15 protein-coding genes are annotated in these 18,902 nt (G+C 70.9%); 5 read left to right on the top strand and 10 right to left on the bottom strand.

Going from position 1 to position 18,902, the window contains the following annotated elements:
- Positions 1-4 precede the first annotated feature (4 nt).
- From G524_RS16250 to G524_RS0103755, 7 genes are read right to left on the bottom strand one after another with little or no spacing between them, the layout of a single operon-like run.
- Entirely contained in the window at positions 5-484 is a 480-nt protein-coding gene (locus G524_RS16250; RefSeq protein ID WP_027442517.1) for a hypothetical protein, read from the bottom strand.
- Positions 477-1,811: a FliI/YscN family ATPase gene (locus G524_RS0103780; protein WP_027442516.1), complete on the bottom strand. Its 1,335-nt coding sequence runs from the start codon at positions 1,809-1,811 to the stop codon at positions 477-479. Before G524_RS0103780 ends, G524_RS16250 begins: the two co-directional genes overlap by 8 nt.
- Positions 1,808-2,464, bottom strand: a complete 657-nt coding sequence (locus tag G524_RS14880) for a FliH/SctL family protein (RefSeq protein WP_051220883.1) — start codon at positions 2,462-2,464, stop codon at positions 1,808-1,810. Before G524_RS14880 ends, G524_RS0103780 begins: the two co-directional genes overlap by 4 nt.
- Positions 2,448-3,506: a flagellar motor switch protein FliG gene (gene fliG, locus G524_RS0103770; RefSeq protein WP_084625036.1), complete on the bottom strand. Its 1,059-nt coding sequence runs from the start codon at positions 3,504-3,506 to the stop codon at positions 2,448-2,450. The genes G524_RS14880 and fliG overlap by 17 nt, the downstream gene beginning before the upstream one ends.
- A complete protein-coding gene (gene fliF / locus G524_RS0103765; RefSeq protein ID WP_027442514.1) occupies positions 3,503-5,194 on the bottom strand; it encodes a flagellar basal-body MS-ring/collar protein FliF in 1,692 nt (563 codons plus the stop codon). The genes fliG and fliF overlap by 4 nt, the downstream gene beginning before the upstream one ends.
- A gap of 3 nt (positions 5,195-5,197) precedes the next feature.
- Positions 5,198-5,566 (bottom strand): flagellar hook-basal body complex protein FliE, encoded by a 369-nt coding sequence (gene fliE / locus G524_RS0103760; protein WP_027442513.1) that lies wholly within the window; start codon positions 5,564-5,566, stop codon positions 5,198-5,200.
- Positions 5,563-6,894, bottom strand: a complete 1,332-nt coding sequence (locus G524_RS0103755; protein ID WP_027442512.1) for a sigma-54 interaction domain-containing protein — start codon at positions 6,892-6,894, stop codon at positions 5,563-5,565. The genes fliE and G524_RS0103755 overlap by 4 nt, the downstream gene beginning before the upstream one ends.
- Before the next feature lie 268 nt (positions 6,895-7,162).
- Here G524_RS0103755 and G524_RS0103750 point away from each other — a divergent pair, with 268 nt between their 5' ends.
- Positions 7,163-7,996 carry a flagellin N-terminal helical domain-containing protein gene (locus tag G524_RS0103750; RefSeq protein ID WP_027442511.1) on the top strand — a complete coding sequence of 278 codons (834 nt, stop codon included), beginning with the start codon at positions 7,163-7,165 and terminating at the stop codon, positions 7,994-7,996.
- Positions 7,997-8,097: 101 nt separating this feature from the next.
- Here G524_RS0103750 and G524_RS0103745 read toward each other — a convergent pair whose 3' ends face one another.
- Complete coding sequence (locus G524_RS0103745) at positions 8,098-8,385, bottom strand: YciI family protein (protein ID WP_027442510.1); 288 nt, start codon at positions 8,383-8,385, stop codon at positions 8,098-8,100.
- A 154-nt stretch (positions 8,386-8,539) separates the two neighbouring features.
- Here G524_RS0103745 and putA point away from each other — a divergent pair, with 154 nt between their 5' ends.
- The 4 genes from putA to G524_RS0103725 all read left to right on the top strand — a co-directional run bounded on the left by putA (position 8,540) and on the right by G524_RS0103725 (position 14,160).
- Complete coding sequence (putA, locus tag G524_RS0103740) at positions 8,540-11,707, top strand: bifunctional proline dehydrogenase/L-glutamate gamma-semialdehyde dehydrogenase PutA (protein WP_027442509.1); 3,168 nt, start codon at positions 8,540-8,542, stop codon at positions 11,705-11,707.
- A gap of 27 nt (positions 11,708-11,734) precedes the next feature.
- The gene (locus G524_RS0103735; RefSeq protein ID WP_027442508.1) at positions 11,735-12,268 is read left to right on the top strand and encodes a hypothetical protein; all 534 of its coding nucleotides are present in this window, start codon (positions 11,735-11,737) and stop codon (positions 12,266-12,268) included.
- Positions 12,269-12,345: 77 nt separating this feature from the next.
- Complete coding sequence (dcd, locus tag G524_RS0103730) at positions 12,346-12,900, top strand: dCTP deaminase (protein ID WP_027442507.1); 555 nt, start codon at positions 12,346-12,348, stop codon at positions 12,898-12,900.
- Between the two features lie 84 nt (positions 12,901-12,984).
- The gene (locus G524_RS0103725) at positions 12,985-14,160 is read left to right on the top strand and encodes a saccharopine dehydrogenase family protein (protein ID WP_027442506.1); all 1,176 of its coding nucleotides are present in this window, start codon (positions 12,985-12,987) and stop codon (positions 14,158-14,160) included.
- A 93-nt stretch (positions 14,161-14,253) separates the two neighbouring features.
- Here G524_RS0103725 and G524_RS0103720 read toward each other — a convergent pair whose 3' ends face one another.
- On the bottom strand, positions 14,254-16,437 hold the full coding sequence (locus tag G524_RS0103720) for a TonB-dependent receptor (RefSeq protein ID WP_084625035.1): 2,184 nt from the start codon (positions 16,435-16,437) through the stop codon (positions 14,254-14,256).
- Positions 16,438-16,607: 170 nt separating this feature from the next.
- Positions 16,608-18,893 (bottom strand): EAL domain-containing protein, encoded by a 2,286-nt coding sequence (locus G524_RS0103715; RefSeq protein WP_051220882.1) that lies wholly within the window; start codon positions 18,891-18,893, stop codon positions 16,608-16,610.
- Between the last annotated feature and the right edge of the window lie 9 nt (positions 18,894-18,902).

Here is an 18,902-nt window from a genome sequence, read left to right as displayed (position 1 = left end):
GCGCTCATCCATCGGCAGGCGGCGGCGCGGCCACGGCGCCACCGGCTTTGTGCGTCTGGCGATGCAACTTGCGTGCCAGCAGCGCGCCATCGGCGGCGGCGGCGCGGCGGGCCGTGGCAGCGGCAAGCGCGGCGCGGGCTTCGGCGGCGCGCTCGGCGATGCGGCGGGCGCGGGTATCGGCGGCGGCAAAGGCGGCGGCGGCCTCGGCGCTGGCGCTTGCGGCGGCTTGGGCCGCGGTGCGCGCCTCGGCGGTGATGCGCGCAAGCGCCGCGGCGAAGCGGCTGCGCGCGGCAAGTTCAGCGGCGCAGGCCTCCTGCCCGCGCGCGCCGCTTGCCCCAAGCAGCGCGCCCGCGCGCGCCGCCACCTCCTGGCGCCGTGCCTCCTCGGCGCGGGCGGCGGCGAGCGCGCCGAGCGCCTGGCGCCGCGCCACCGCAGCAATCAGCCCCTGCCGGGCGAGCAGCGCGGCGCGGCGCGCCTCACGCATGGGCCTTGCCCAAGAGCGCCAGCAGCCCTGCCTGGGCTTCATCGAGGCGCACCGCCGCGCCGCGCGGCTGGGTGAGGAAGGCATCGATCGCCCCGCTCAGCGCCAGGGCCTCGTCAAGCAGCGCATCCCCGCCGGGGCGATAGGCCCCCATCAGCACCAGATCGCGGTTGTCCTCGCGCGCCGCGATCAGCGCCCGCAGCCGCCGCGCCGCCGCGGCGATCTCGGGCGCAACCAGATCGTCCATCACCCGGCTCAAGGAGGCGGGCACGTCGATCGCCGGATAGTGCCCGCGGCTCGCCAGCGCGCGCGAGAGCACGATGTGCCCGTCAAGGATCGCCCGGGCGGTATCGACCACCGGATCATTGGCATCATCGCCATCGGCAAGCACGGTATAGACCCCCGTCACCGCCCCGCCGCTCCTCGCCGAATTGCCCGCGCGCTCGACCAGCCGGGTGACGGCGGCGAGCGCGCTCGGCGGATAGCCGCGCGCCGCCCCCGGCTCGCCCAGCACCAGCCCCAGCTCGCGCGCGGCATGGGCGACGCGGGTGAGGCTGTCGAGGATCAGCAGCACGCGCTGGCCCCGGGCGCGGAAATATTCGGCGATGCTGGCGGCATATTGCGCCGCGCGCAGGCGCAGGTTGGGGGCATGGTCGGCCGGCACCGCAACCACCACCATGGCCCCGCGCCGCGCCCCGGCCATGTGCCGGGCGACAAAGTCCGAAACCTCGCGCGCGCGCTCGCCGATCAGCGCCACCACGGTGACATCGGCCGCGCCATGGGCGGCGATGGTATCGACCAGCACCGATTTGCCCACCCCCGATCCGGCGATGATCCCGAGCCGCTGGCCCACCCCCATGGTGGCCAGGGCATTGATCGCGCGCACCCCGCAATCGAAAGGCTCGGTCACCCGCGCCCGCTCGAGCGCACCCTCGCGCGCCCCGGCGAGCGGCCAGGCATGGGGCAGGTGGAGCGGCGGGCCGCCATCGATCGGCGCGCCGAGGGCATCGACCGCGCGGCCGAGCAGGCCCTCGCCCACGCGCACCTCGCCCGGCTGGCCCAATGCGCGCACCATCGCCCGCGGGCGCAGCAGCACGGCATCGCCCAGCAGCATCATCAGCGAATGGCCGGCGCGAAAGCCGATCACTTCGGCAAGGCATTCGCCGGCGCCCTCCTGCGCGATGGCGCCGAGCGAGCCGACGGGGAGCGGCAGGCCTTCGACCTCGATCAGCCCGCCGTCGCAGGCCACCACCCGGCCCATCAGCACCGGGCCAAAGTCTGGCCGGGCGGCGCGCATCCGGGCGAGATCGAGCTGAAGTTCGCCGATCATGCCTTGAGCGCCGCGGCAAGCGCGCGGGCCCATTCCTCCGGCCCGTCGCACACCGCCCCTTCCGGCCCCTCGAGCCGCAGGCTGCCGCGCGCCAGCGCCGGATCGGGCTGGATGCGCCAGCCGGGCAGGGCATCAGGGCCGACGAGGGCGAGGTCGTCCGGATTGAGATGCAGCCCCAGCCGATCGGGCGCGGTGCCGATGCGCGCGGCGGCGGCCTTGCAGCGCTGCACGAGGCCAGCCCGATCGATCGCCGCCTCGCCCAGCACCGGGGCGCACAGTTCGAGCACGGTGGCGGCAAGATCCTCGGCGAGCAGCGCCAAGGCGGCCTCGTCGAGCCGGCGCAGGGCAAGGCGCAGGCCGCGCTGGGCAGCGAGCGCCGCGGCGGCCTCGGCCTCGGCGGCGGCGCGCCCGGCGGCCTCGCCCTCGGCATAGGCCAGCGCGATGGGATCAACCTCGCGCGCGCTCGCGGGCGCGGCCTCGCTGGCAGGCGCGTCGGCGGCAGGTGCGGGATCGGGATCGGGCACAGGGGCGAGCGGCAGGCCGGGGCTGAAGGCGCCGGCCGGGCGCACCGCTTCGCCCAGCCGCGCCAGCCAGGCCGGGGGCGGCGCAGCGGAGAGCGCATCCGGCTGCAGCAGATCAGACAAATTCGCCATCGCCGCTTCCGATCACGATCTCGCCCGCCTCGGCGAGGCGGCGGGCGATCTCGACGATCGCCTTCTGCGCCGCGGCCACATCGCGCTTGGCCACCCGCCCGCGCAGCTCGATCTCGTCGCGGATGCCATCGGCGGCGCGGCTCGACATCGCGGCGAAGAAGGGCGCGCGCTGCTCCTCGCCAAGGCCCTTGAGCGCATCGACCAGCTTTTCGGTATCGACCTCGCGCAGCAGCCGCCCCATGGTCTGCGGATCGAGGCGCAGCAGCATCTCGAAGGTGAACAATTCCTCCTCGATCCGCGCGGCAAGCGGGGCATCGCGGGTGGCAATATCGGGAAGCACGGTCTCGCGCAGCGCCCCGGCGGCAAGGTTGATGAGATTGGCCGCCTCGCGCGGGCCGCCGAGGGCAAAGGTGGCCGCGCCATAGGCGGCGCTGAGACGCTGGGTGAGCAGGGCATCGATCGCGGCGATCGCGCGGGCCGAGATGGTGCCGCTCTTGGCCACCCGTTCCACCACGTCCGATTGCAGCGCCAGCGGAAGCATCGCCAGCACCTCGGCGGCCGGTTCCGGCTCGATCAAAAGCAGCAGCGCGGCGATCACCTGCGGGTGTTCATCGAGCACCAGCCGCGCCAGCACCGCCGGGGCGAGCCAGCGGGCCAGCTCAAGGCTGCGCGGGCGCGCATCGGGGGCGATGCGCTGCAACAGGCTGTCGGCGCGCGCCGGCCCCAAGGCCTGATCGAGCAGGCTGCGCACCCGATCATCGCGCCCGCGCCGGGGGAGCAGCTCGCGCCCGGCCTCGGCGGCGAAATCCGCCAGCGCCTCGGCCATGCGCGGGGCATCGATCTCGCCCAGCGCCAGCATCGCCCGGCCAAGCCGCTCGAGCTCGTGCGGCGCCAGGCGGGAGAGCAGGCCGGTGGCCTCCTCGTCCTCGAGCAGCATCAGGAACACCGCCGCGCGGTCGGCCCGGCTCAGCAGTGGCGCGGCTGGCAGCGCGGCGGCAGGATCGGCGGTGTCGAGCGCAGGGGCGGGGGCGGGCTGGCTCATGCCTCACCCTCCACCGCACGCGGATCGGGCGCGGCCAGCATCCGCTGCAGCGCCTCGGCGGCGCGCTCGGGCTGGCTTGCAGCAAGGCGCCGGGCGAGCGCCACCTGCTGCGGCAGATCGCCGAGCGGGAGCGCCGCCATGCCCTCGGCGGGGACGGGCGCGGGCGCCTCGCTTGCGGGCGTTTCGCTCGCCGGGGCGGGGCTGGCCTCGGCGCTTTTTGCCGCTTCGCCCGTGCCATCGCCCTTGCGCTTGGCAAAGCGTCCGGAAATGAGCGGGCGCACCGCGAACAGCAGCACCAGCAGCACCGCCAGCAGCGCCGCGCCATAGCGCACCAGGAGGGCAAACCACGGCTGTTCATAGAAGGCGCCGGCATCGGGCGCGGCCGGCTCGAAGCGGCTGGCCACCACCTTGACCTGATCGCCGCGCGCCGGATCGGCGCCCACCGCCGCGCCCACCAGCGCCTCGAGCTGGGCGGCGGTGAGGGGTGCTGCGGCCTTGAGCGCCTTGTCGCTCACCGCCACCGCCACCGACAGCCGGGCAAGCCCGCCCGGGCGGGTGTTCTTCACCGCCACCTCGCGCCCCAGCTCATAGCTGCGCTCGCGCGCGGCCTCGCTGTCGGTTGCGCTCGCCGGGGCCGGGGCGGCGGCGGGCTGGGGCGGGCCATCGACCAGTTGCGCCTGGGGCGGCGGGGTGTTGGCCGGCACCCCCGGCACCCCGCCCACCTGGCCCATGCCGGTGCGGGTGGCGTTGCGCTCGCTCTCGCTGCGCAGCGCGCCCTCCTTCTCGTAGGTCTCGCGCGCCGAGGTGGTCTCGGTTTGGTCGAGCGCGACCTGCACCTCGGCGCTGAAATTGCCCTCGCCCAGGAGCGGGGCGAGCAGCGCATCGAGCTGGGCGCGCAGCTTGGCCTCGTGCTCGCGCTGGAGCGCAAGGGTCTCACCTGCGCCTCCGCCCGCGCCGGGGTCGGACAGCAGGCGCCCGGTGTGATCGACCACCCGCACCGCATCGGGCCGCATCCCGGGCACCGAGGCGGCGACCAGATTGACGATCGCATCGACCTGCGCGCGGGCGAGGCTGCGCCCGGCGGCAAGGCGCACCATCACCGAGGCCGACGGCGCCCCGGCCTCGCGCACGAACACCGAGCGTTCGGGCGTGGCAAGGTGCACGCGCACCGCCTCGATCCCCTCGATCTCGCGGATGGTGAGCATCAGCTCGCGCTCGCGCGCGAGGCGCAGCCGCTCGCCCTCGAGCGTGCGCGAGGTGCCGAGCGGCATGGCATCGAGCATTTCCGCCGCCCCCTCGGGCGCGGCGATCCCGGCCTTGCTCGCCACCAGCATCCGGGCGCGGTAGAGATCCTCCTCGGCCACCTTCAGCGCGCCGGTGGCCGGATCGATATCATGGGCGATGCCCCCGGCCTCGAGCGTTTCGACCACCTTGGCGCGATCGGCATCATCGAGGCTGGTATAGAGCACCCGCTCCGGCCCGCGGGCAAAGGCAAGCCACAGCGCCCCCGCTGCGGCCAGCGCCCCCACCCCGGCGAGCGCCGGCAAAGCGCGGGCGAGCGCGGGCTGGCGGGCGAAATCGGCGAGCGGGCCGGGCACCAGGTTGCGCCAGCCGCCGAGGGGGGCGGCGGCTGGCGCGGGGGGAAGACCTGCCGCATCGGCAGGCACGGGAAGCGCGCTGTCGGCCATGGATCAGCCCCCCATTCGCATGATGTCCTGATAGGCGGACAGCAGCTTGTTTCGCACCTGCAAGGTGGCCTCGAAGGCGATCGAGGCCTCCTGCCGGGCGAGCATCACCTCGGCGATATCGGTCACGGCGCCGCGCTCATAGGCGGCCTGCATCTGGCTCGAGCGTTCCTGCACCGCGCTCACTTGCCTCAGCGCCGTCTCGAGCGTGGCGGCAAAGCCCGCCCCGGGGGGCGCAAGCGGCGCCGCCGGGGCCGCGCCAGGGGCACCCGCGCGCGCCGCGCGCAGCGCCTGAAGCGCGCTGCTGCGCCCGACGATCTCGCTGCGCAGGGCCATGATCTCGGCCACGCCAAAGCTGAGGGGCGTGCTGCTCATGCCGCATCTCCTGCTGCCAGCAGCCCGGCATCGCGCAGCGAGGCGAGGCGATAGCGCAAGGTGCGCTCGGAAATGCCCAGCGCCCGCGCGGTCGCCGCCCGGCGCCCGCCGTGCTGCGCCAGGGCCTCGAGGATCGCGCGCGCCTCGCTGGCAAAGGCAATGTCGGCGAGCGAGCGCGGCGCGGCGCCGATGGGCGGCGCTGGCGGCGCATCGGGCGGGGCGGCATCGACCGGGCGCACCGCGGTGTCGAAGATGATCGCCTCCGGCCCGATCACCGCCGCGCCCTCGCTCAGCAGGATCGCCCGGCGGATGACATTTTCAAGCTCGCGCACATTGCCGGGCCAGGCATGGCCTTCGAGCAGGGTGATGGCGGCGGGCGCGATCCAGCCCGGCGCGCCCGCCGTGCCGGCGTGGCGCAGCAGCATGGCAAAGGCGAGCGGGGCAATATCGCCTGGCCGGGCGCGCAGCGCCGGCAGGCGCAGCGGAAAGACATTGAGGCGATAGAGCAGATCCTCGCGGAAACGCCCGGCGGCGGCCTCGGCGGCCAGATCGCGGTTGGTGGCGGCAACGATTCGCACATCGACCTTGACCGGGCGGGTCGCCCCCAGCGGGAGCACCTCGCCCTCCTGCAACGCGCGCAGCAGCTTGGCCTGGAGCGCGAGCGGCAGCTCGCCGATCTCGTCGAGCAGCAAGGTGCCGCCATCGGCAGCGCGGAACAGGCCCTCGCCCGCCTCGGCCGCGCCGGTGAAGGCACCCTTCCTGTGGCCGAACAGCAGCGCCTCGAGCATGGCTTCGGGCATGGCGGCGCAATTGACCGCGACGAAGGGCCCGGCCGCGCGGGGCGAAAGGCGATGGACGAAGCGCGCCAGCACCTCCTTGCCGGTGCCGGTCGGCCCTTCGAGCAGCACCGGAATGGTGCTCGCGGCGATGCGTTCGGCGAGCGTGAGCATCGCCAGCGACTGCGGATCGCCCGCCACCGGCCAGCCGCCCACCCCCGCCGCGGCGATCAGCGCCGCGCGCGCGGTGGCAAGATCGTCAGGATCATAGCTCAGCCGCACCCGCCCCTCGCCCGGCGCCGCCAGCGCCGGCGTCTCCCCGCGCGGGCAATGGGCGAGCGTGATCGCGAGGCGCCCGCTGCGCGCGATCCCGGCGGCCATCGCTGCGGGGATGGCCTCGCCCAGGACGATCCGCTCGCGCTGCCAGGTGCCGCCCAGCAAGGGCAGGGTCGTGGCCAGCAGGGTTGCGTGGGGATCGGCCTTGGGCTGGCCTTGCGCGGCGCTTGGCGCCGTGACGTGACAGGTCTGCGCGATCCTGTGCGGCTGTGTCATCTGTGCCCCCGTGCCTTGCCGCGGCCAGGTGGCCTTGCGGCTTTGTGCCTTGTTCGGCAAAGCCTTGCCGCAGCGAGGCTGGATGTGAGGCAAATTTAAGCCCCCGTAGCTTTCCCTAGTGCCGCCCGGCAGCCTCCCAGGGCCATCGGCCAAGCCTTTCAAAAAGTGCGATTATTTTTCCGGCTTAAACATTCCGCGCACCGGCCGCTCTAGGCCCCAGCAGCGACGGGCCTGTTCGTCCTGCCTGACCATTTCGGGAGTTTCGACGATGACTGTGATCAACACCAATATTTCGGCGCTGCGCGCCGCCAACGCCAGCGTGGCGGCGGGCAAGATGCTCGGCACCGCGATGGAGCGCCTCTCGACCGGCAAGCGCATCAACAGCGCCGCCGATGATGCCGCGGGCCTTGCCATCGCCACCTCGATGACCGCGCAGATCCGCGGGATGCAGCAGGGTATCCGCAACGCCAATGACGGCATCAGCCTCGCCCAGACCGCTGAAGGGGCCCTGAACGAGGTGACCAACATGCTCCAGCGCATCCGCGAGCTGGCGGTGCAGGCCGGTTCGGACACCTATCAGAGCAGCGACCGCACCAATATCCAGGTCGAGGTCGATGAGCTCACCGCGCAGATCGGCCAGGTGGTTGCCAACACCGAGTTCAACGGCATCACCCTGTTCGACGGCTCGGTCGCCACGGTCACGGTGCTGGCCGGCGCCAATGATGTCGATACGGTGAACCTGACCCTCGATGACCTCAGCACCGGTCTCAACTCCGGCGCGGGCACCGCGGGCACCTTTGATGTCACCGGCACCGATGGCAGCAATGCCCGCACCGCGCTCGCCGACATCGATGATGATCTTGCCGCCGTCTCCACCGCGCGCGCGACGCTGGGCGCCGGTCAGAACCGCCTGCAATCGGCGGTCAACAACCTTGCCAATGTCTCGACCAACCTCAGCGATGCGCGCTCGCGGATCATGGACACCGACTATTCGGCCGAGACCACCGCGCTCGCCAAGGCGCAGATCCTGAGCCAGGCCTCCACCGCGATGCTGGCCCAGGCCAACCAGTCGCAGCAGAACGTCCTCTCGCTGCTGCGCTGATCGGATCGCCCGCGCCTCCCCTCCCCATCGGAAGCGCACCCCTCGCGCCCGGAGCTGCCCCCGGCTCCGGGCGCCTTTTCTTTCGGAAAGAGTCGGGACGGCTAGGCCCAGTCGCCCAGCAGCGGGGTGAACTCGTCCACCCGGATCATCTGCCACACCCCGCCGGTAAGATAGGGATCGTCCGCCAGGATCGCGCGCGCGGCGGCCTCGTCCTCGGCCTTGACGATCAGCAGCGAGCCGATGATCAGCCCATCGGCGCGCTTCAACGGCCCGACGATGACGAAATGCTCGGCATTGGCGTGGATGAATTCAAGGTGCGCCGGGCGGTGGATCGCCCTCAGGCGCCCGCCATCTTCCCCGTCGCGGCAGTGAAAGCAGAACATCCGCATCGTCAGGCAGGCCCCCTTGCGCGCACGCGGGCCAAGGCTAACCGGCCCCGGCCCCACGGGCAAGCCGGCGCATTGCCAAAGCCGCGCTTGCAGCGCAGCCTCGGGCGGTTCACAGGCGCGCTGCCAAGCCCCGAATCGTTTCAGGTGAAACCAGATGGCCGATCTTGCCGCCCCCGCCCCGCTCGACCGCAGCGCGCTGCGCCGCGCCTATGCCGCCGATGAGGAAGCCGTGATCGCCGAGCGGCTTGATGAGGCCGCCCCGGCCGCACAGGTGCACGATGAGGCCGCAGCCCTGGCAATCCGCCTGATCGAGGGCGCGCGCGCCCACAAGGCAAGCGGGATCGATGCCTTCCTCCAGCAATATGGCCTCGACAGCGAGGAGGGCATTGCCCTGATGTGCCTGGCCGAAGCGCTGCTGCGGGTGCCCGATGCCGCCACCGCCGATGCCCTGATCCGCGACAAGATCGGCGCGATCGACTGGAGCGCGCACCTGGGCGAGAGTTCCTCGACCTTCGTCAACGCCGCCACCTTCTCGCTGATGCTTTCGGGCGAGGTGCTCGATCCGCCCGATGCGCGCCAGAAGGGGCTGGGCAGCGCCTTGAAGCGCGCGCTCAACCGGCTGGGCGAGCCGGTGGTGCGCACCGCCACCGCCCAGGCGATGAGGATTCTGGGCGGGCAGTTCGTCTTTGGCCGCACCATCGAGGAAGCCCTGCGCCGCGCCGCGCCCGAGCGCGAGCGCGGCATCACCCACAGCTTCGACATGCTGGGCGAAGCGGCGATGACCTTCGCCGATGCCGAGGAATATCGCCGCGCCTATGAGGGCGCGCTCGTGCGTCTCGCCGCGGAGGCGGGCGGCGGGGTGGCGGCGGCGCCGGGCATTTCGGTCAAGCTCTCGGCGCTCCACCCGCGCTATGACGTGCTCCACGCCGATGAGGCGCTGGCGGCGATGGTGCCGATCGTGCGCGATCTTGCCCGCCGCGCGCGCGATGCCGATATCCACTTCACCATCGATGCCGAGGAGGCCGACCGGCTCGAGCTGAGCCTCGACATCATCGAGGCGCTGGTCGCTGATGACAGCCTGTTCCAGCGCCCCGATGGCAGCCGCTGGGAGGGCTTTGGCCTTGCCATCCAGGCCTATCAGAAGCGCGGGGTGTGGGTGTGCGACTGGGCCGCGCGGCTCGCTCGGCGCCATGGCCGCAAGCTGTTCGTGCGGCTGGTCAAGGGCGCCTATTGGGACAGCGAGATCAAGCGCGCGCAGGTGGGGGGGCACGCCGATTACCCGGTCTTCACCCGCAAGCTCGCCACCGATGTCAGCTACCTTGCCTGCGCCGCGCGGCTGCTGGCGGCAAGCGATGCGATCCGCCCTGCCTTTGCCACCCACAACGCCTATACCATCGCCGCGATCAAGAGCCTCGCCAAGCACATGGCCCCCGCGGGCAGCGCGCCGGCCGGGGGGTGGTTCGAGTTCCAGCGCCTGCACGGCATGGGCGAGGAGGTCTATGCCGCCTTGCGCCGCATCGAGGGCAACCATCCCACCCCGGTCAGGGTCTATGCCCCTGTCGGCGGGCACAAGCAGCTGCTCGCCTATCTGGTGCGCCGCCTGCTCGAGAACGGGGCCAATACCAGCTTCGTCAACCGCCTCGCCGATGCGGCTGTGCCTGCCGCGGCGCTGGTGGGCGATCCGGTGGCCGAGCTTGCCGCGCTCAGCCCCCGGCGCAACCCGTCGATCCCGCTGCCGCGCGACATCTTCGGCGCGCGGCAGAACAGCGCCGGGATCGACCTTGCCGATCCGCTGGTGCGCGCGCCGCTGCTTGCGCGTCTCGACATGCTCGCCGATGTCCAGTGGCGCGCCGCGCCGACCTTTGCCGGGGATGGGGCCGCGCCGGGCGAGGCCCTGCCGATCAGCGCGCCGCATGACCGCGCGCACATCGTCGGCACGGTGCGCCCGGCCCGGGCCGATGAGGTGGCGGCGGCCTTTGCCCGGGCGCAGGCGATCCAGCCGGGCTGGGACGCGCTTGGCGGCGAGAAGCGCGCCCTGCTGCTCGAGGAAGCGGCCAACCGCTTCGAGGCGCACAGCGCCGAGCTTATCAGCCTGTGCCAGCGCGAGGCCGGCAAGACCCTGGTCGATGCCGTGCTCGAGCTGCGCGAGGCGGTTGATTTCCTGCGCTACTATGCCGCCGAGGCGCGGCGCCACTTTGCCGCCCCGCTGATCCTGCCCGGGCCGACCGGCGAGGACAACCGCCTCAGCCTCCACGGGCGCGGGGTGTTTGCCACGATCGCGCCGTGGAACTTCCCGCTGGCGATCTTCACCGGCATGGCTGCCGCGGCGCTGGCTGCCGGCAATGCGGTGCTGGCCAAGCCCGCGCCGCAAACCCCGCTCATCGCGGTGCTTGCGGTCAAGCTGTGCCACGAGGCCGGGATCCCGCCCGAGGCGCTGCAACTCGTGCCCGGCGGGGCCGAGGTCGGCGCGATGCTGACCGCCGATCCGCGCCTTGCCGGGGTGGCGTTTACCGGATCGACCGCCACGGCCCGCGCGATCAACCGGGCGCTTGCCGCCCGCGAGGGGCCGATCGCCACGCTGATCGCTGAAACCGGCGGGCAGAACGCGATGATCGTTGATTCCTCGGCCCTGCCCGAACAGGTGGTGCGCGACGTGCTGGCAAGCGCCTTCCAGAGCGCCGGGCAGCGCTGTTCGGCGCTGCGGGTGCTCTATCTCCAGGAAGATGTCGCCGATTTGATGCTGACGATGATCCGCGGCGGCTTTGAGGCGCTCAACGTGGGCGATCCCACCCGGCTTGCGACCGACGTCGGCCCGGTGATCGACGCGGCCGCGCAGCGCCGGCTCGAGGCGCATATCGCCGCCTCAGCCGCGCGCGGCTGGCCGGTTGCGCGCCTGCCCTTGCCGCCCGAGGCGGCGCGGGGCTGCTTTGTCGCTCCCACGATCATCGAAGTGCCCGGGATCGAGGTGCTCGAGGAGGAGCATTTCGGCCCTGTGCTCCACGTCGCGCGCTTTGCCGCAGGGACAATCGAGGAGGTGATCGAGGCCATCAATGCCACCGGCTATGGCCTTACCCTCGGCCTCCACAGCCGCATCGCCGCCACCCACCGGCTGGTGGCAGCGCGCGCGCGGGTCGGCAATCTCTACATCAACCGCAACCAGATCGGCGCAGTGGTGGAAAGCCAGCCCTTCGGCGGCGAGGGCCTGTCGGGCACCGGGCCCAAGGCGGGCGGGCCGCATTACGTGCCGCGCTTTGCCACCGAGCGGGTGGTGACGATCGACACCACCGCCGCCGGGGGCAATGCGAGCCTGCTGGCAAGCTGAAACATTGAAGCGGTAAGCCATGGCCCCATGAGGGCATGGCTCAACCGCCTGGTGCTGATGCTGGCGCTGGCGCTGCTCGCGGCAGCGCCGGCCGCGGCCGCGGTGCGGCTTCATTTCCATTCCTTCAACGGCTCGGTGATGGCCGGGCGCTATCCCCATGCCTTCATCGTGCTCGAAGGCACGCTCGAGGAAAGCGGGCGGGTGGTGAACGAGAATTACGGCTTTTCCGCCCGCAGCGTCGGCCCGGCGGTGCTTTCCGGCCCGGTTGAACACATGGTGATGAGCGAAAAGCCGGCGCAGATCGCGCGAACCAACCGGCACTTCACCATCACCCTCAGCGATGCCCAGTACCACCGCATCATCGCCGAGGTGCGCGCCTGGCAGAACGCGCCGGGCAAGTTCTACGATCTCGACACGCGCAACTGCATCCACTTCGTCGTGCGCATGGCCGAGCTGGTGGGGCTCAAGGTCGATTATCCGCGCGAGCTGCTGCGCCGCCCGAAGAAGTGGCTCAACCACATCGCCGCGCTCAATCCGGCGCTGGGGGCAAGGCCGCTCTGAGGCGGGCGGGCCGGGAAAGGGGATATGTGGCGCGCCCGCCCTTGCCCCTGCACGCGGCATCGGCAATCCACGTGCCCATGGCGATTCTCTCCGACCGCTGGATCCGCAAGCGCGCGCTCGAGGACGGGATGATCGAGCCTTTCGTCGAGGCCCAGCGGCGCGACGGGGTGATCTCCTATGGCCTGTCTTCCTATGGCTATGATGCCCGGGTGGCCGATGAGTTCAAGATCTTCACAAATGTCGATTCGGCGGTGGTCGATCCCAAGGATTTTGCCGCCAATTCCTTCGTCGATCGCCAGACCGATGTCTGCGTGATCCCGCCCAATTCCTTCGCGCTGGCGCGCACGGTCGAATATTTCCGCGTGCCCGAGGATGTGCTGGTGATCTGCCTCGGCAAATCGACCTATGCCCGCTGCGGGATCATCGTCAATGTGACCCCGCTCGAGCCGGGCTGGGAAGGGCATGTGACGCTCGAGTTTTCCAACACCACCCCGCTGCCGGCGAAGATCTATGCCAATGAGGGCGCCTGCCAGTTCCTGTTCCTCAAGGGCAATGAGCGCTGCGAGGTGAGTTACCGCGACCGCGCGGGCAAATATATGGGCCAGCGCGGGGTGACGCTGCCACGGCTGTGAGGGCGCGGCTGTGAGCGCTGCGCCGCTGCCGCGCTGGACTTGTTCGCTGCGCGCGCGCATCAGGCGGGGCGAAGGAGAGACCCTATGCACAGCCGTGAATTCGATATCATCGTCTATGGCGCCACCGGCTACACCGGGCGGCTGGTGGCCGAATATCTCGCCCAGCACTATGGTTCGCGCAATGACGGGCCGAAATGGGCGATGGCCGGGCGCAGCCTGACCAAGCTCGCCGAGGTGCGCGACCTGATTGGCGCGCCTGCCGATACCCCGCTGATCGCCGCCGATGCGGACGACGAGGCCGCGCTTAAAGCCATGTGCGCGCGCACGAAGGTCGTGCTCACCACCGTCGGCCCCTACCAGCTCTATGGCGACAAGCTGCTCGCCGCCTGCGTTGCCACCGGCACCGACTATGCCGACCTGTGCGGCGAACCGGCGTGGATGGCCGAGAAGATCGCCCAGCACCACGAGGCCGCCAAGGCCTCGGGCGCGCGCATCTGCTTTTCCAGCGGGTTCGATTCGATCCCCTTTGATCTCGGCGTGATGATGACCCAGCAGGCCTGCGTGGCGCGCTTCGGCAGGCCCGCCCCGCGCATCCGCGCCCGGGTGCGCGCGATGCAGGGCAGCTTCTCGGGCGGCACCGCGGCAAGCCTTACCGCCACCATGAAGGCGGCGGCCAAGAACCCCGCGCTCATCGGCCTCTTGCGCGATCCCTTTGCGCTTTGCCCGGGCTTTGACGGGCCGGATCAGCCCTCGGGCATGATCCCCGCTTACGAAGCCGATCTTGGCAAGTGGGCCGCGCCCTTCGTGATGGCGCCGATCAACACCAAGAATGTCCACCGCACCAATTTCCTCCTCGGCCACCCCTGGGGCCGCGATTTTCGCTATGACGAGATGGTGCTCACCAGCCCGGGCGAGGCAGGCAAGGCCGCGGCCCAGGCGGCGCTTGAACTGATGAAGAACCCCTTCGGCGCGCGTCCGCCCAAGCCCGGTGAGGGCCCGAGCAAGGAGGAGCGCGAGAGGGGCTTTTACGACATCCTGTTCGTGGCCGAGATGCCCGATGGGGCGCGCCTCCACTACGCGGTCAAGGGCCGCTATGATCCGGGCTATGGCTCAACCAGCCGGATGCTGGCCGAAACCGGCATGGCGCTTTTGTCCTGCGACAAGCCGGGCGGGATCGGCACCCCCGGCGCCTTCCTCGGCGAAGCGCTGGTGCGCCGGCTTGCCGAACACGCCGAAATCACCTTCGCGCCCGAGGATTGACCGCAAAAAGAGGGGCAAGCGGCCCGCCCGCCTGCCCCCTTTTTTTTCGACCCTTGGGCGACCCTTGGGCGCGCCCATCCGGGCGTGCGCGGCTCAGAAACTCAAGCGCACGCTGGCGCGGATGTTGCGCCCCAGCACGGGGACGAAATCCTTGGTGAAGCTGGCGTGGCGCCGACCGTTGACATCGAAAATGTTGTCCGCGGCCAGCTGCAGCGTGACATTGCGGTTGTCCGCCAGCGGGCGCCAGGCCAGCAGCGCGTTGACGAGCGCAAAGCTGCCGGTCTCGGTCTCGAACGGGGCGACGCGATCCTGCCGGTCGAACCACTGCACCTCGCCGCGCAGATCGAAGGAGTCGGTCTGGGCTTCGAGCGCACCGAGCAGGCTCAGCGGCGGGATGCGCGGCACGGCGGTGCCATCGTCGAGCTCGGCCTCGACATAGGAGGCAGCCAGATCGGTGTTGAGCCGGAAGGTGCCGGTGTCGATCAGGGGCAAGGACAGTTCGGCCTCGAAGCCCCAGAAATCAGCATCCTGCTGGAGATACTGGAACACCGGCAGGCCGTCTTCCTCTGCGCCCGTCGCATCGAGGAAGATATAGTTGTCGAACCACTGGCGATAGGCGGTGAGGGCAAAGGTGCCTGGCCCGATCCGCCCGCGGGCATAGGCCTCCAGCCCCCAGGCGCGCTCGGTGCGCAGATCGGGGTTGCCGATCTCGAAGGCCTGGGTGGCAATGTGCGGGCCGTCGGAAAACAGCTCCTCGGCGCTCGGCGCGCGCGCGGCGCGCGAGCCATTAAGGCCGATGCGCACCCCCTCGATCCCCTCATAGACGAGGCCAAGCGCGCCCGAGAAGGTCTCGTAATCGCGCGCGATCCCGAGCGTCTGGGCCTTGACCTTGGTGAACTCGGCGCGCGCGGCGGCCTCGATCTGCACCGGGCCGGTGCCCATTTCCTGATGGGTGAAAAGGGCGAACTGATCGGTGAGGTTGGGCGGCACATAGGCCTCAGCCCCCACGGCGGCAAAGTCGCGGTGGAGATATTGCACCCCGCTCGCCCCGCGCAGCATGCCGGCGGTGTTCTGCACCAGCTCGGCGCGGGCCTCGATGCTGGCCGCATCGAACACCGTGCCCACTTCTTCGCCCTCGAACTCGGTGTGGGTGTAGTCCGAATAGCCGACCCTGAGCTTCAGGCGCTCGAAGGCGCCGGTGCCAAGGAAGATATCGCCCTTGAAGTCGGCGCGGAATTGCTCAAGGCCGATGGTGACCAGCTCCTCGCCCTCACCCTCGCCGCCTTCTTCCTCGCCGCCTTCCTCGCCGTGGTGGTGGTGGCCCGCGCCGGGCCGGGTGGGCACGCCATAATCGCTGTCATACCAACCGATCGCCGCGCCGAAGGTGCTATTGCCCAGCACCAGCCCGAGCCCGGCGTTCACCGTCCAGCTTTCCACACCGGTGTTGGGCACGCGCCCCCGGCGATTGGCTGCTTCGCGCAGTTCGGCAGCTTCCTCAAGCTCGCCTTCCTCCTCCTCCGCATCGGCATCGGCAATGAGATCGGCGCGCAGGGCCGGGGCGACCTGGAAGCCGCCGATGCGGATATCGCCAGACTTGCGCCACGAGCCATCGAGGTGGAACACGAGGTTGCTGGCAAGGCCGACATCAAGGCTCGCCGCGGCGCTGCGGCTGTCGGCGGCGCTGTCGATCCCGGCGAGGGCATCGAGGTGGAAGGCCTCATCGGGCATCCGGGTGGGGATGCGCTTGTCGATCACGTTGACCGCGCCGCCGATCGCCTGGCTGCCGTAGAGCAGCACCGCCGGGCCGCGCAGCACCTCGATGCGTTCAAGCGTGATCGGCTCGATGGTGGTGGCATGATCGACCGAGGTGTTGGACACATCGGCGGTGCCGACCCCGTCGAACAGCACCCGCACGCGCTCGCCCTGCTGGCCGCGCAGCACCGGACGCGAGGCGCCGGGGGCAAAGCCGGTGGCCGAAACCCCGGGGATCTTGGCGAGCAGATCGCCGATCTGGCCGGTCACCGCCTCGCGCTGGATCTCGCGCACCTCGAGCACGCTGGTGCCGGCCAGGACGTCAAGCTCCTTGACCCCCGAGGCGCTGACGATGATCGTCTGGTCGGCGCCCTCGCCCTGGTTGTGAAGATCATCCTCCAGCGGCGGCGTCTCACCGCCGCGCGCTTGCGCCATGGCCGGGGCGGGCACGAGCGCAAGGCCGAGGCCGAGCGAAAGCGCGAGGGCAAGAGGGGAGGATGCCTGCTGCATCGAGCGGTTGATCATGGTGCCTCCCGATTGCGTGAATGTGATAACGTATCACACCCCTAGCGCGAACGGCGCCCATTGCAAGCGCGAAATCGGACAAATGGTGGCCGGGGTTCGATGAGCAGCAGGGATGATGCGGCCGGTCGGCGCTCGCGCCCGCAGGGCGCACGGACGGCCCGGGGTGCCGGTCAGGCGCGCAACTGGCGCTCGGCCCCGGCGGCTTCGGCGATCAGGTCGGGCACGGCTTCGGCCGGCACGGGCCGCGAGAACAGGTAGCCCTGGATGTTCTGGCAACCCTCGCGCGCCAGCACCTCGAACTGCGCCATGTGCTCCACCCCCTCGGCGAGCGTCTCCATCCCCAGCGCATCGGCCAGCGTGGTGATCGCGCGGATCACCGCGTGGCCATTGGGGCTGGTGCCCAGATCGGCAACGAAGCTCTTGTCGATCTTGACCTTGTCGAAGGGGAAGGAGCGCAGGTAGCTGAGCGAGGAATAGCCGGTGCCGAAATCATCGAGCGCAATTCTGATTCCGAGATTGCGCAGCGAATGGAGCGTCGCCAGCGTGGCATCGACATCGGCGATGAAGATGCTCTCGGTGATCTCGAGCTCGAGCCTGCCGGGCGCCAGCCCGCTTGCCGAAAGCGCCGAGAGCACCGTGGCGGCAAGCCTCGGCGCGGCAAATTGTCGCGGCGAGACATTGACCGCGACCGAAATGTCAGCAGGCCAGGTGCTGGCCTGGTGGCAGGCCTCGCGCAGCACCCATTCGCCGATCGGAATGATCAGCCCGGTTTCCTCGGCCAATGTGATGAACTCGGCCGGACTTACCCGCCCGCGCTCGGGATGATCCCAGCGGATCAGCGCCTCGAACCCGGTGAGGCGCTGCTGCACCACGCTGTAGAGCGGCTGGAAATGCAGCGCGAACTGGCCTTCGCGGATGGCGCTGCGCAGATCGACCTCGAGCTGGCGGCGGCGGCGCGCGGCTTCATCGAGCCCGGGCTCGAAAAAGTGATAGCTGGCCTTGCCCTCGTGCTTGGCGCGGTAGAGCGCCAGATCGGCGTTCTTCATCAGGGTAACGCCATCCGCGCCATCGCCGGGGGCAAGCGCGATGCCGATGCTGGCGCTGCACGGCGCGGCCTGGCCGTTGATGGTGATCGGACGGTCGAAACTGGCCTGCAGCCGGTCGGCAATCGCGGCAAGGTTGGCCTTTTCGTCGATCCCGTCGATCAGCACCGCAAATTCATCGCCCCCGAGGCGCGCGACCAGCGCCTCGGGCAGGTCCTCGCTGAGATGCGCCGCCACCAGCTTGAGCAGCGCATCGCCCGCCGGGTGGCCGAGCGTGTCGTTGACCAGCTTGAAATCATCAAGATCGACATAGGCGACCAGCACCTTCTCGCCCTTCGCGCGGCGGGCAAGGGCATTGGCGAGCTGTTCGGTAAAGAGCTTGCGGTTGGGAAGCCCGGTCAGTCCATCATGCAGGCCCACATGGATGATCTGCCGCTCGCGCTCGGCAATCGCGCTGACCATCTGGTTGAAGCTTTCGGCAAGGCGCCCGATCTCGTCCCCGGTGCGCACCGCCAGGCTGACCTCGCGCCCCGCGCCGATCATCCGCGTGGCGGCATCGAGTTCGGCGAGCGGCTCGGTCACCGAGCGCGCCACCCGCCAGCTCAACCCCACCGCGAGCGCAATCCCGCCCGCCGCCAGCGCGGCGAGCAGCGCCTTGAGCCCGGCATAGGCCGCCAGCGATTGCGCCAGCGCGTGGCGCAGCACCAGCCGCGGGGCGATGCCGTCCGCGAGCACCGGCAGATCGGACAGGTGATAGAGGAAGCGCGCGCCGCCAATCTCGCGCTCGAACACCGCGCCCGCCCGCGCCCGGCGCTGCCAGGCGGGGGCGGCTGCGGCATCGACCACCTCGGCCTCGAGCGCGATCGGCGCCAGCTCGACCAGCCGGTCAAGCTCGGCACGGTTCATGGGCTGGGCGATCACCAGCCAGCCGATCAGATCGGGCGCCTCGATCGGCGCGGCAGCGGCGAGCGCCAGCCCCTTGCTGCCCGCGATGATCCCCCGCCCCGCGCCGGCATCGAGCCGCGCCATCAGCGCCTGCGGATCGGCAATCGCGGTGTCGCCCGCGCCGATCACCTCACCCTCGAGCGTGAGCACGAAGGCGCTGTCGCTGCGCACCCGCGCCTCGAGGCTGGCCAGCGCGCTCGATATGGTCGGCGCATCGGCGGTCGCCACCGCCTCGCGAAAGCCGAAATCGCGCGCCAGCACGGCGGCCTCGTCGCCCATCTGGCGCGCGCGGGCGGCAAGGATCTCGTCGAACACCCGGGCATTGGCGGCCATGTCGCGCGCCGCGCTGGCCTCGGCAAAGCGGGCAAGCCCGCCCGCAGCGAGGCTCACCACCAGCGCCAGCACCACGGCAAACAGCGTGCCGTAAAGCACCGCGATGCGGGTGCTGAGCGCGCGAAAGCCGCGCATCAGGGGCCA

Origin of the sequence: Erythrobacter cryptus DSM 12079, from assembly GCF_000422985.1 — a bacterium.
Taxonomy (GTDB): domain Bacteria; phylum Pseudomonadota; class Alphaproteobacteria; order Sphingomonadales; family Sphingomonadaceae; genus Erythrobacter; species Erythrobacter cryptus.
The sequence above is the reverse complement of the archived record's forward strand: the minus strand, read 5'-3'. Positions and strand labels throughout refer to the sequence as shown.

Bases quoted from the DNA above. Each gene is read 5' to 3' on its own strand.
- fliG (WP_084625036.1), bottom strand. From the start codon at position 3,506: ATGAGCCAGCCCGCCCCCGCCCCTGCGCTCGACACCGCCGATCCTGCC.
- G524_RS0103780 (WP_027442516.1), bottom strand. From the start codon at position 1,811: ATGATCGGCGAACTTCAGCTCGATCTCGCCCGGATGCGCGCCGCCCGG.
- G524_RS0103720 (WP_084625035.1), bottom strand. From the start codon at position 16,437: ATGATCAACCGCTCGATGCAGCAGGCATCCTCCCCTCTTGCCCTCGCG.
- G524_RS0103755 (WP_027442512.1), bottom strand. From the start codon at position 6,894: ATGACACAGCCGCACAGGATCGCGCAGACCTGTCACGTCACGGCGCCA.
- G524_RS0103725 (WP_027442506.1), top strand. From the start codon at position 12,985: ATGCACAGCCGTGAATTCGATATCATCGTCTATGGCGCCACCGGCTAC.
- fliF (WP_027442514.1), bottom strand. From the start codon at position 5,194: ATGGCCGACAGCGCGCTTCCCGTGCCTGCCGATGCGGCAGGTCTTCCC.
- fliE (WP_027442513.1), bottom strand. From the start codon at position 5,566: ATGAGCAGCACGCCCCTCAGCTTTGGCGTGGCCGAGATCATGGCCCTG.
- dcd (WP_027442507.1), top strand. From the start codon at position 12,346: ATGGCGATTCTCTCCGACCGCTGGATCCGCAAGCGCGCGCTCGAGGAC.
- putA (WP_027442509.1), top strand. From the start codon at position 8,540: ATGGCCGATCTTGCCGCCCCCGCCCCGCTCGACCGCAGCGCGCTGCGC.
- G524_RS0103750 (WP_027442511.1), top strand. From the start codon at position 7,163: ATGACTGTGATCAACACCAATATTTCGGCGCTGCGCGCCGCCAACGCC.
- G524_RS14880 (WP_051220883.1), bottom strand. From the start codon at position 2,464: ATGGCGAATTTGTCTGATCTGCTGCAGCCGGATGCGCTCTCCGCTGCG.
- G524_RS16250 (WP_027442517.1), bottom strand. From the start codon at position 484: ATGCGTGAGGCGCGCCGCGCCGCGCTGCTCGCCCGGCAGGGGCTGATT.
- G524_RS0103745 (WP_027442510.1), bottom strand. From the start codon at position 8,385: ATGCGGATGTTCTGCTTTCACTGCCGCGACGGGGAAGATGGCGGGCGC.
- G524_RS0103735 (WP_027442508.1), top strand. From the start codon at position 11,735: ATGAGGGCATGGCTCAACCGCCTGGTGCTGATGCTGGCGCTGGCGCTG.
- G524_RS0103715 (WP_051220882.1), bottom strand. From the start codon at position 18,893: ATGCGCGGCTTTCGCGCGCTCAGCACCCGCATCGCGGTGCTTTACGGC.